Origin of the sequence: Luminiphilus sp. nBUS_16, from assembly GCF_051201645.1 — a bacterium.
Lineage (GTDB): Bacteria > Pseudomonadota > Gammaproteobacteria > Pseudomonadales > Halieaceae > Luminiphilus.
The window spans coordinates 3512683-3524637 of the sequence record NZ_CP179205.1 but is presented as its reverse complement, the minus strand read 5'-3'; the positions used below and the strand labels follow the sequence as shown (position 1 = coordinate 3524637).

Annotated in this window: 14 protein-coding genes; all 14 read left to right on the top strand. The window is 49.2% G+C overall.

Going from position 1 to position 11955, the window contains the following annotated elements; all coding sequences use genetic code 11:
* Positions 1–453 precede the first annotated feature (453 nt).
* The 14 genes from rpmH (at position 454) to ACMAY6_RS15515 (ending at position 11941) form a co-directional block, all read left to right on the top strand.
* Positions 454–588: a 50S ribosomal protein L34 gene (rpmH, locus tag ACMAY6_RS15580; RefSeq protein ID WP_007234180.1), complete on the top strand. Its 135-nt coding sequence runs from the start codon at positions 454–456 to the stop codon at positions 586–588.
* A 42-nt stretch (positions 589–630) separates the two neighbouring features.
* Complete coding sequence (gene rnpA, locus ACMAY6_RS15575) at positions 631–1002, top strand: ribonuclease P protein component (RefSeq protein ID WP_435213335.1); 372 nt, start codon at positions 631–633, stop codon at positions 1000–1002.
* Positions 999–1250 (top strand): membrane protein insertion efficiency factor YidD, encoded by a 252-nt coding sequence (yidD, locus tag ACMAY6_RS15570; protein ID WP_435213333.1) that lies wholly within the window; start codon positions 999–1001, stop codon positions 1248–1250. Before rnpA ends, yidD begins: the two co-directional genes overlap by 4 nt.
* A gap of 62 nt (positions 1251–1312) precedes the next feature.
* Positions 1313–3028, top strand: coding sequence for a membrane protein insertase YidC (gene yidC, locus ACMAY6_RS15565; protein WP_435213331.1), 1716 nt, complete (start codon positions 1313–1315; stop codon positions 3026–3028).
* A gap of 30 nt (positions 3029–3058) precedes the next feature.
* Positions 3059–4387: a tRNA uridine-5-carboxymethylaminomethyl(34) synthesis GTPase MnmE gene (gene mnmE / locus ACMAY6_RS15560; RefSeq protein ID WP_435213329.1), complete on the top strand. Its 1329-nt coding sequence runs from the start codon at positions 3059–3061 to the stop codon at positions 4385–4387.
* A gap of 553 nt (positions 4388–4940) precedes the next feature.
* Positions 4941–6836 (top strand): tRNA uridine-5-carboxymethylaminomethyl(34) synthesis enzyme MnmG, encoded by a 1896-nt coding sequence (gene mnmG, locus ACMAY6_RS15555; protein ID WP_435213327.1) that lies wholly within the window; start codon positions 4941–4943, stop codon positions 6834–6836.
* Positions 6829–7461, top strand: coding sequence for a 16S rRNA (guanine(527)-N(7))-methyltransferase RsmG (gene rsmG, locus ACMAY6_RS15550; RefSeq protein WP_435213325.1), 633 nt, complete (start codon positions 6829–6831; stop codon positions 7459–7461). The genes mnmG and rsmG overlap by 8 nt, the downstream gene beginning before the upstream one ends.
* 25 nt (positions 7462–7486) lie before the next feature.
* A complete protein-coding gene (locus ACMAY6_RS15545; RefSeq protein ID WP_435213323.1) occupies positions 7487–8257 on the top strand; it encodes a ParA family protein in 771 nt (256 codons plus the stop codon).
* A 44-nt stretch (positions 8258–8301) separates the two neighbouring features.
* A complete protein-coding gene (locus ACMAY6_RS15540) occupies positions 8302–9216 on the top strand; it encodes a ParB/RepB/Spo0J family partition protein (RefSeq protein ID WP_435213321.1) in 915 nt (304 codons plus the stop codon).
* Positions 9217–9288: 72 nt separating this feature from the next.
* Positions 9289–9687, top strand: a complete 399-nt coding sequence (locus tag ACMAY6_RS15535) for an ATP synthase subunit I (RefSeq protein ID WP_435213319.1) — start codon at positions 9289–9291, stop codon at positions 9685–9687.
* A gap of 20 nt (positions 9688–9707) precedes the next feature.
* On the top strand, positions 9708–10592 hold the full coding sequence (atpB, locus tag ACMAY6_RS15530) for a F0F1 ATP synthase subunit A (RefSeq protein WP_435213317.1): 885 nt from the start codon (positions 9708–9710) through the stop codon (positions 10590–10592).
* A gap of 45 nt (positions 10593–10637) precedes the next feature.
* The gene (gene atpE / locus ACMAY6_RS15525; protein ID WP_435213315.1) at positions 10638–10865 is read left to right on the top strand and encodes a F0F1 ATP synthase subunit C; all 228 of its coding nucleotides are present in this window, start codon (positions 10638–10640) and stop codon (positions 10863–10865) included.
* Positions 10866–10931: 66 nt separating this feature from the next.
* The gene (locus tag ACMAY6_RS15520; protein WP_435213314.1) at positions 10932–11402 is read left to right on the top strand and encodes a F0F1 ATP synthase subunit B; all 471 of its coding nucleotides are present in this window, start codon (positions 10932–10934) and stop codon (positions 11400–11402) included.
* A gap of 2 nt (positions 11403–11404) precedes the next feature.
* The gene (locus ACMAY6_RS15515; protein WP_435213312.1) at positions 11405–11941 is read left to right on the top strand and encodes a F0F1 ATP synthase subunit delta; all 537 of its coding nucleotides are present in this window, start codon (positions 11405–11407) and stop codon (positions 11939–11941) included.
* The last annotated feature ends 14 nt before the right edge of the window (positions 11942–11955 follow it).

The following is an 11955-nucleotide window of genomic DNA, read 5'->3' as shown; positions in this document are numbered from 1 at the left end:
CATAGCCTTATCCCCACCGGTATTTAACCAAAATGACTGTATAGCGGCCCGCTGATCCGATTATTGCGGCTTAACCAAGATCTAAGCTGCTAGTTATCCACAAAAAAACACACCAATCAAACTATATTTTGTTGTTATTAATCAGCGACTTATGCGCGGAATTTTGTCTATCCTGTCCCATAAAAAAAAGCAACCCACAGAGAACCCATTGCCTGTGTGTAACCTGTTATCAACCTTGTTTTCTTGCGACACAACAACAGCCAAAGCCGTCCGCTGCACTAGAAATAACGCGCGCCAACATACCCAGCGGGGTTGGTTAGTGCTTACACCCAAATACAATAAGTTTTTTTTCAATGTTTAGTAGGCGCAAACAACATTTTATTGAGGCTTGCCCCTCTGCTTGCGCCAAAGTATACTCCGCGCCCTTTCAACTACCGACTCAGGCAAATAGCCATGAAGCGCACATTCCAACCCAGCGTCCTCAAACGCAAACGCACCCACGGCTTCCGTTCTAGGATGGCAACTAAAAGCGGTCGACAGGTCATCGCTCGACGTCGCGCCCGCGGACGCAAAAAACTAGCCTGTTAATTCTGCGCCTCCGGCGCGGCTGATCATACGGCTGCCGCCTCAATGAACGAGGATACCCAGAGCTTTCCACATGCAGTGCGCCTTTTGTGTGCCGCTGATTACAAGGCCGTTTTCGATAACTGCGATTTACGGGCGGGGTCGAAGCACGCCCTTTTATTGTCAGTTCCCAATGCTACACACTCGAGACTGGGAATGGTCGTTGCTAAGAAGCATGTGCGCCTTGCCGTACAACGAAACCGGGTAAAGCGCATCACCCGAGAGTTTTTTCGGTGCCATTCCTCTGCAAATCCTCGCGATGTTGTTTTCCTCGCCAAAAAAAACTTAGCAGACCTCAGCAACGCAGAACTAAGAACGCTTCTCTCAACGTTATGGCAAAAAATTGATGCTCCGCAACAACGGAGCAACAACCGATGAAGCTGAACCTTTTTAAAAAGCTGGGCGAAGGGCTGCAGTACACCGCCATCAAATTCATACATCTCTACCGACTTATACTCAGCCCGTGGATAGGGCGGGCATGCCGATTTGAGCCAACTTGCTCTCACTACACGGAAGAAGCCATAGCACGCTACGGCATACTCAAGGGCAGCTGGTTAGGTCTTCGAAGATTAAGCCGCTGTCATCCATGGTGCGAAGGCGGGTATGATCCGGTGCCAATTGATTAAAATGAAAATTAAGCCCCACCAGCTATTACACGCTGCCATCATGAACTAACCCAGAAGAAATCATGGACATACAACGTTATTTACTCATCGCCGCGTCGGCCGCTCTTTCTTTTATGTTATTGAGCGAATGGGCTACTTTTAAAGACCAGCGTGTCGTTAGCACGCAAGAAGAGCGATTTCGACTTGCAGACACGTTTGAACGGGAAGTACCCGCACCTCAGCAGTCACCAATAGATGCCGGAGATACGCCAACGACCACCGATCCAACCATAGAGTCAGATGACGTACCCACAGTTCTACCTAGCCTGTCAGCTCAGGAAAACGCCGCTTCTTCAACTGCTAATGCTAGAAATATTGTTGTCATCACCAGTGATGTACTGGAGATCGTGGTGGACTTGCAAGGCGGTGACATCATTGAGACCGGCCTTCTAAAGTTTCCCGAGCGTATTGAAGACCCCGATACACCCCTGGTACTGCTTGAGCAAAGCGCACAGCGAACTTACATAATGCAATCGGGCTTAATTGGACCCGATGGTACCGATACAAACGGCAGGGCCATTTACGACGTTAATGAACGATCCTACAGAACAACCAGCGCCCCAAAAACGATTGTTTTAACGGCAAGAGACACAGCGCCTAACGTAACGGTGGAAAAACACTTCACCGTTACTCCGAGCAGTTACACCATCGACGTCAGCTACCATATCGTGAACAACAGTGATGCGGCTTGGCAGTCCATCCCTTTTGCACAGCTAAAACGCGATAATTCCCCAGCGCCAAATGCAGATACCAGCGGTTTTGGAATGCAACCTTTCTTGGGCGCAGCAACAACAACACCTGACAGCCGCTATGAGAAATTTACCTTTTCAGATATCGCAGACGATCCTTGGAAGACGCAACAAGCCGGCGGCTGGATTGCCATGTTGCAACATTACTTCACGGCTGCTTTGGTGCCAAACGCCGATAACACCCATACCTACTCCACAAGAAAAACGCGTGACGGATTTAATATCGCAGGGTTTACCAGTGAGCCCTTAAGGGTTGGCCCCGGACAAACCAATAATTGGACAACACAATTCTATGCGGGCCCTAAAGACCAATACGCACTAGCTGAATTGGCACCACACCTTGAATTAGTCGTTGATTATGGCTGGCTTTGGTGGATCGGTAAGCCGCTATTTTGGCTGCTCACCCAAATACAATCTGTTGTTATTAACTGGGGCATTGCCATTATTCTGCTGACCGTGCTCATAAAATCCGCATTCTTCAAATTGTCTGCGGCTAGCTATCGCTCGATGGCAAAGATGCGAAAAGCGCAGCCCAAGATGTTGGCGATTAGAGAGCAATATGCCACCGATAAGCAAAAACAATCACAGGCAATGATGGAGCTGTACAAGAAAGAAAAAATTAATCCGATGGGCGGCTGTCTTCCTATCCTTGTGCAAATGCCCGTCTTCATTGCGCTGTATTGGGTTCTAATGGAGTCTGTTGAGCTGCGCCAAGCCCCCTTCGCTTTATGGATTAAAGACCTAGCGGTCATGGACCCCTACTTCGTATTGCCTTTAATGATGGGCGCGTCCATGTTCTTCATGCAGAAGCTTAATCCACCACCACCGGATCCCATGCAGGCTAAGCTTATGCAGTGGCTTCCCGTGGTGTTTACTTTCTTTTTCCTTTGGTTCCCTGCTGGCCTCGTTTTGTACTGGGTAGTGAATAACCTGCTATCAATGGCCCAGCAATATTACATAACACGGCAAATTGAGCGAGAAACAAGCTGATAAGCCAGCGTATAAACTACACCCCATAGCGTGATTCACGTAGAGACAATCGCTGCCGTTGCAACCGCTGCTGGTCAAGGCGGTGTCGGGGTTGTGCGACTGTCTGGATCAAAAGCTGTAGAAATAGCGTTATGCATCACGCAGCGTGAAGGTATAAACAACCGTTTTGCCCATTACTCCAAATTTTTTAATGCCCAAGGCGATGTTATTGATGATGGCCTTGTTATTGGGTTTAACGGGCCAAAATCATTCACCGGTGAAGATTGTGTAGAACTGCAGGGCCACGGTGGTCCTGTCGTACTGAATCTCGTATTGCAACGGTGCCTAGAACTGGGCGCCCGCCACGCAAACCCTGGTGAATTTTCTGAAAGAGCCTTTCTTAATGGTCGTATCGACCTGATACAAGCGGAAGCCATCGCTGATTTGATCGCTGCCGATTCAGCCATAGCAGCTCAGCAAGCCCAGGCCAGTATCAGCGGAGTTTTCTCTGACTCTATTCACAAAATCATAGGAGATATCACAAGCCTGCGCGTATTTGTAGAAGCGGCCCTTGATTTTCCCGAGGAGGAAATCGATTTTATTTCGGAAGGTAATGTTGATACGAAAATAGACGCTATTTTGGAACGGCTCAGCACTCTCATCAATCAAGCGCGAGAAGGCGCCATCCTACAAAGCGGCGCAACACTTGTCTTATCGGGAGAGCCAAACGTCGGTAAAAGTAGCCTGCTCAACGCTTTGTCGGGAGAGGATATCGCCATAGTGACTAATATTCCGGGCACAACCCGGGATCTTTTAAAGCGTACCGTTGTCATTGAGGGCGTACCTTTTGAACTTGTTGATACAGCCGGTTTACGGACAACTGACGACCCCGTTGAAATCGAAGGGGTAAAACGGGCCGAAGCCGCCATTAAGCACGCCGACATACTGCTAGAAATAATCGACGACAGTGCGCCTAACCCCACTCCCAAAAGGAACGCAGGGGCGATACGGGTGCTGAATAAGATTGACCTAACCGATCGCACTCCAGGACCCTTCGACATAAATGGGTCAACGGCAATGGCTCTATCAGTACACACCGGTCAGGGAATCGGCGAACTCAAGCAACGAATTCTCGATGAGCTTGGCATCAACAAAAACACCGAAAATCGTTTTAGTGCCCGTGAAAGACATCTGCGCGCGCTAGACGAGGGTTTTTCTTCCCTTGAAGCTGCTAAAGACCGGTTTCTTACGAACCGTGCCGGAGAGCTTCTTGCCGAAGACTTGCGAAAAATTCAGGACACTTTAGGAGCCATTACAGGCCTGTTAACAAGTGACGAGCTTCTTGGTGAAATTTTTTCGAGTTTTTGCATCGGTAAATAAACTCAACGATTGCCTGTATTAGATCATGGCAAATCAATCCCTCAGAATGCCTCAACACAGCTTTTCCAAAACATATCCTCAGGAAGTTCAAAGCTTTTATCACTTTGAAAGGCCAAAACGATAAACTTAAACTAACAACTCACCGTAAAGGGCACGCGTTGTGGACAACCGATTGGCTCGCCTGTGGATGCTTTACTTGATAAATCATACACTGAACCTGAGCATTGTTATCCACCATTGCTGCACTGGCTATACCGCCGATCACTGAGGGTTTCCCGACGACTTATACCTTCGTTATCGTCAGTATCTACGCCAAATTTAGCGTTTTCCCACAGATAATCAGTCCTCTAATAATAACAGTATTAAAGTAACTAACTCTCTTAATATCCTTATTTATAGTTAAGTAATTAAGGTTCTAATTGTGAGTAACTGCCTTTGCGTTTGCAGGTCCGGTTGGCTTCTAATAGCTTGAGAAATATTGGTATAACAACCATTTTCCTCAGAGGTCTGGAGTTCTATACTCCGCGATCTGTGAAAGACAAGGCAACGCGCTGTGACAGGTTCAATCCAACAATATGACGTCATTGTGGTGGGTGGCGGACACGCAGGTACTGAGGCTGCTCTTGCGGCAGCACGCGCGGGTGCTAAGACATTGTTGTTAACACAAGCCATTGACACGCTAGGACAAATGTCTTGCAACCCAGCTATCGGTGGCATTGGTAAGAGTCATCTAGTGAGGGAAGTCGATGCCCTGGGTGGTGTTATGGCAAGGGCCGCCGATTATTCTGGTATCCAGTTCAGAGTATTAAATCGTCGAAAAGGGCCTGCGGTTCGCGCTACCCGTGCGCAATCAGATCGCGTGCTCTATCGAAACTTTATTAGAGAAATGCTTCTTAATCAGCCCAATCTCGATGTTTTTCAGGATTCAGTCGAAGATTTAATGCTGGACGGTCAGCGGATTTCAGGGGCAGTCACCCGTAATGGGCTCAATTTTAAAGGGCGCACGGTTGTTCTAACCGCAGGAACTTTTTTGCGGGGGCAGTTGCATACTGGAATGTCTCGGCAAGAAGGTGGTCGTGCGGGAGACGCTGCTTCAATCGGTCTTGCAGATCGTTTGCGAGAGCTGTGCCCTCGGGTGGGTCGTTTAAAAACAGGTACCCCACCACGAATCGACTCAAGAACTGTCAATTTCTCAGTAATGCAAGAGCAGTGGGGTGACGAGCCCCGGCCTGTTATGGCGCTGTATGGCGATCGACGTCAGCACCCACAACAAGTGTGTTGTTGGATGACTGAAACTAACGTTCAAACGCACGAGATAATTCGGCAGGGCCTCGATAGGTCGCCATTATTTTCGGGGGTTATTGAAGGCAACGGGCCGCGTTACTGCCCAAGTATTGAAGATAAAATCCACCGCTTTGCGGATAAAGATTCTCATCAGATTTTTTTAGAGCCAGAGGGGTTAACGACGACTGAGCTGTACCCTAATGGTATTTCCACAAGTTTACCTTTTGATGTGCAGGTCAGCCTTGTTCGATCAATCAAGGGAATGGAATCAGCGCACATTACTCGTGCGGGATATGCTATTGAATATGATTATTTTGATCCTCGGGATTTGAAGCATTCCTTAGAAACTCGTGAAATCGAAGGTCTATTCTTTGCTGGCCAGATTAACGGTACGACGGGATACGAGGAAGCTGCAGCTCAAGGGTTGCTCGCTGGTATCAATGCTGCCAGACAGGCAGTGGCACAACCGGCTTGGGAGCCCGGGCGCGACGAGGCGTATTTAGGCGTGTTGGTTGATGATTTGGTCACCCTGGGCACTCAGGAGCCTTACCGAATGTTTACGTCACGTGCCGAATACCGGTTGCTGCTCAGGGAGGATAATGCTGATTTAAGGTTAACCGAGACCGGACGGGATTTAGGTCTCATTTCCGATGACCAGTGGGCCACCTTTACAAATCGAAAAGCGTCCATCGAAGAAGAATTACAGCGTTTAGAGACCACGTACATCCAACCGGGTTCTGCTCAGGCAGAACAATTGGAGGGAAAAATAATGAAGCCGCTCGTACGTGAGTACTCACTAGCTGACTTATTGCGGCGGCCAGAGCTTGAATATAACGATGTTGCAGCGCTGTCCGGAGAGCCTTGTGTGTCAACCGAGCATGCTGCAGATCAAGTGGCCACTCAGATTAAGTACGCTGGATACATTGATCGTCAAGCAGAAGACATTGCCAAGCTGCACCGACAAGAATCGGTTGTTATTCCTGATGATATTGACTTCGCAAATGTCAGAGGACTATCTAACGAAATTCAACAAAAGTTAACGTCTGCCAGACCGTCAACCATCGCTAGAGCAGGTCGTATTTCTGGGGTCACTCCTGCGGCGTTATCGCTGTTGCTGGTTTACATCAAACGTAAGGATGGGATGAAAAAAGCCTCTAATGCGTGATGCCATAGCGCTGCAACTCGGGCGCGAGCTGGCTCAACTTGATCTTGTGTTATCCCTAGACCAACAAGCTGACCTCGTGACTTATATCGAGCTGATGTGTCGTTGGAATCGTGCCTACAATTTAACCGCCGTTCGCGACCCTATTGCTATGGTGACTCGGCATCTATCTGATAGCTTAGCCATCGCTTCATTAATTCCCACAGCAACGGTGCTTGATGTAGGAACCGGCCCGGGTTTACCCGGTATTCCTCTGGCCATTGCTTTGCCGGGTCAAAACTTCCACCTGCTAGATGCCAATGGCAAAAAAACACGTTTCCTGTTTCAGGTAAAAAGTCAGCTGCATCTGACCAACATTGAGATTAAAGAAACGCGAGTAGAAAACTTCCAGGTTGAACAGGGGTATGATTGTGTTGTCAGCAGAGCCTTTGCAAGCTTGGGCTTGATGGTGAAGTCCTGTCGTCACCTGTTATCAAAACAGGGGCGTATCCTTGCAATGAAGTCGGCATCTGTGCATACAGAGCTTGAGGAGATTGCTGACGTAGCGGAGCTCATTGCTTTAAAAGAAATCAAAGTTCCCGGCCTCGAAGAGACAAGGTATGTTGTTGAGCTCGCTATTCGCAGTTAAGTGGTTTGGATCATAAGGTGCACATATGAAAGTCGTAGCGGTAGCCAACCAAAAAGGCGGTGTCGGCAAGACCACTACCAGCGTAAATCTTGCGGCTAGTTTAGCGGCCATGGGTAGGCGAGTACTGCTCATTGACCTTGATCCACAGGGCAACGCCACGATGTCGTCGGGGGTTGATAAACACGAAGCTGAAGCAACTGCCTACGATCTATTGGTAGATCAACGCCCGATAAACGAGGTTGTGGTGCCCGCTGCTGCCAATGGTTTTTGGTTGGTGCCCGCTAATAGAAATCTAACGGCCGCGGAAGTGGAGCTTTTAAATGTCCAAAACAGAGAGCGGCGTCTCACTGAGGCGTTGCTCAATGCGGAGGGGTTCGATTTAGTTCTTATTGATTGCCCGCCATCGTTAAGCATGTTGACGGTCAATGCCTTTGTCGCCGCCCAATCGGTCATTATTACAATGCAGTGTGAATATTTTGCTCTTGAGGGTCTATCTGCACTGCTCAACACGATTCGTCGAATCGCGGATACGGTTAATCCAGACCTAGAGATCGAGGGGATTTTACGAACAATGTATGATCCTAGAAACTCGTTAACAGGTGAAGTGTCCTCGCAATTACACAAACACTTTGGTGATTTGGTTTATCGTACGGTCATTCCACGAAACGTCCGGCTAGCAGAGGCTCCAAGCCATGGGTTGCCAGCGCTACATTACGATCGTTATTCCTCTGGTGCTCGCGCTTATGCGGCACTTGCCGGAGAGTTTGTGAAACGACAAAAACCGACAGCTGCGTAACCCCCAGTGTTGGTATTGTCAAAAAATAGCGTGTGGAGCAACCTTTGAACAAAAAAACAAAACGCGGGAAATTAGGTAAAGATCTCGATGTCTTACTGGGCGCGGTTAAGCCATCGGCCGCCGTACAAGGTTCAAAGAATCATTTGGTTGGCACGCCGGATGGCTCATTAGATATTGGCAATTCAGGTTTACAGTTTTTACCCCTAGAGAAGCTTCGACCCGGCAAGTATCAACCAAGACAGGATTTTGATAGCGACTCGTTGGAGGAGTTAGCTGAAAGTATTCGATCTCAAGGTGTGCTCCAGCCCATTGTTGCTCGAGCGATATCTGACACTCAGTGGGAGATTATTGCCGGTGAACGGCGATGGCGCGCGAGTCAACTAGCAGGCATAGACAAGATTCCAGCCCTTATCAGAGATGTGAGCGATGAGGCCACGATTGCTATGGCGCTTATCGAAAATATTCAGCGCGAAAATTTAAACGCCATTGAAGAGGCTCAAGCCTTGCGTCGACTGCAGACCGAGTTTGCATTAAGCCAGCAACAGGTGGCAGAGCGCGTGGGTAAATCAAGGTCGGTGATAGCAAATTTATTAAGGTTGCTGGTACTAGAGCCCGTTGTCCGAACCATGCTTGAGGCGGGCGATCTCAATACGGGTCACGGCAAGGTGTTATTGGCCTTAGAGGGTGCGGATCAAATTAAGGCTGCGAAAAAAGTGGCTAAGGGTGGGCTGTCTGTTCGACAAACCGAAAGCCTGGTGAAGTCTGTACAAGCGCCCGCGGCAAAACCCGCGGAGCAGAGCTCAGCAACGAACCCGGACGTACTTCGGTTGGAGCAAGAGCTGTCAGGCCGGCTCGGCTCTTCAGTGACGATTACCCAAGGTAAAGGGCAGCAGGGTAAATTGGTCATAAGTTATTCGTCCTTTGATCAGCTCGATGGCATCCTCGGAAGGATTCATTAAGTAACAACAAGTTGAAGGCTATAGGCCTTTAGACTAGACTTGCGCCCGCGTCGCCTGAGGGCAAGGTGTGTCTTGAACAAATATAGGCCTCAAGATCCTATGGCGCCGGTTCGCCAACAACTGAAATCGGCCCTGTTGTACAGCACACTTTGCTTAGCAGTTTGCACAGTGGGCTTTGGGTTGACCGAAGGCTTTGAGGCAGCGCAGGCTGCTTTTATGGGTGGAGCGATAATCCTGATCCCCAGTGGTTGGTTGGCACATAGAGTGGCATCAACACAAGGGGCTCAATACGCCACTGCAGTGGCATTGGTGAAATTTTCACTGTGCGGTTTAGGTTTTGCACTTTTATTCGTGCTGAAACCAAGTATTCATGCCTTCGCTGTTTTTATAGGAGCGGCGACGGTATTAATGGCTTTACCTATTGCTACTGGGATGGCGCAACGTCTCAATAGCGGCGAAAGTCGACACTAAAGGACACGAAACGGTCAAACATGGCAGCTAACGGACACGAACAGACGGTATCTGAGTACATCGTCCACCACCTAACAAACCTAACGTATGGCAAGTTGCCGGCGGGTTATGTGCGGGACGATGGTACGGTGGTTTCTGATATGGGGTTGTGGACGATGGCACATGGCGGGCAAGAAATTACCGCTATGGGTTTCAACGCTGTACACGTTGACTCAATGATTTGGTCCGTCGGCCTAGGCATTCTTTTCTGTTGGCTGTTTAGGTCTGTCGCAAAAAAAGCATCAGCAGACACGCCTTCAGGACTCATTAATTTCGTAGAAATGGTTGTCGAGTTTGTCGACAACACGGTTAAAGATACCTTTCACGGCCGTAACCCCCTGATCGCTCCTTTGGCGCTCACGATTTTTGTCTGGGTTTTCCTGATGAACTTGATGGATCTTCTTCCAGTCGACTTGGTGCCTGAAGGCCTCAAGCTTGCTGGCATTGAGTATCAAAAAATTGTGCCATCGACCGATCCCAACATCACTATGGGCATGGCAGTCGGTGTATTCATACTTATGTTGTTCTACTCGATTAAGGTCAAAGGATTTGGCTTTGTCAAAGAGCTGAGCTTGAACCCCTTTAATCACCCGCTGTTTATTCCCGTCAACCTTTTCATGGAAGTTGTCGGGCTGCTGGCTAAGCCTTTTTCCTTGGGGCTTCGGTTATTTGGCAATATGTATGCAGGGGAGATGATCTTTATATTAATCGCTGCATTATTCGGCGCTGGCGTGATGTGGGTTCTGCCGGCTGCGCTGCTGCAAGTTGGTTGGGCGATATTTCACATCCTAGTGATTACTTTGCAGGCCTTCATTTTTATGGTGTTGACCATTGTGTATTTGAGCATGGCTCACGAAGATCATTAAATAATTTTTTTAACCAAGTAAAGCTACACCTAATAGGAGAGAATCATGGAAATGATATATGTTGCCGCTGCCATTATGATGGGTTTGGGCGGAATGGGCGCCGCTATCGGCGTAGGTATTTTGGGCGGCAAGCTCATTGAGGGTTCAGCACGACAGCCAGAACTGGCACCTAAGCTACAGGGTACGTTCTTCTTAGGTGCGGGCCTGGTCGACGCGATCCCCATTATCGGTGTGGGAATAGCGATGTACCTAATCTTTGTTGTTGCGGCTTAATTAGTCGTCCCACGCGTTTGCCGGCACGGAAGGTGCCGGATCCCTCGGTGACAACAGGAGCACATCGTGAACATTAACTTAACGCTTTTCGGCCAACTGATTGCCTTCGTGGCTTTCGTGGCGTTCTGTATGCGTTTTGTCTGGCCACCTATCGTGTCCGCCATGGCAGAGCGTCAACAGAAGATTGCCGATGGTTTAGCTGCTGCAGATCGAGCCAGCCACGACCTCGAGCTGGCGCACAAGCGAGTCACAGAAGAAATGGCTAACGCTAAGCGCGAGGCGGCGGTAATTATTGACGCTGCTAACAAACGAGCCGCGGCTTTAATTGATGAAGCAAAGGTAGCTGCCGTAGCAGAGGCCGATCGCGTGAAAGCTGCAGCTGCAGCTGAGGTGGAGCAGGAGCGTGCTCGAGCGCAAGAGCAGTTGATGAGTCAAGTCAGCAGCTTAGCCCTAGCGGGTGCTGAAAAAGTGTTGGGTAGCGAAATTGATGCTGCCAAGCACGCTGAGCTCTTGAAAAGCCTGACGGCGGATCACTAGTTATGATTGAACCAAGAACCCTGGCGAGACCTTACGCACGAGCAGCGTTCGAGTTTAGTCGCCAAGCTGGAACGCTTGACGCATGGGTAGAAGCTTTGAGCGTTGCCGCTGCGGTTAGCTTGGAGCCAGAAGTGCGCGCGGTACTAGGTGATCCTGGAAAAACATCACAGCAACGCGTCGACGTTCTCGCCGCTGTGCTGGGCGATGCGTTAAGCAAAGAGGTCAGTGGTTTCTTGGGAATTATGGCGGCTAACGGTCGTCTAGATTTGATTGAAGAAACGGCTGCGCTATTTACCGAGTTAAAAGCGGCGCAGGAAGCGTCAGTTGATGTGTTGGTTACCTCTGCTTTTGCGGTGGATGATGAAGCACTCAACGAGATTTCAGAGGCCATGTCGCGACATTTTGAGCGCACGGTTTCTATTACTTCAGAGACAGACTCGGCCTTGTTGGGCGGAGCTGTCATTCGGGCCGGTGATGTAGTTATCGATGGCTCGGTTCGCGGCCGTCTAAATAAACTCGCCGGCACGTTGACACCCTGACAGAGGAATAGGTC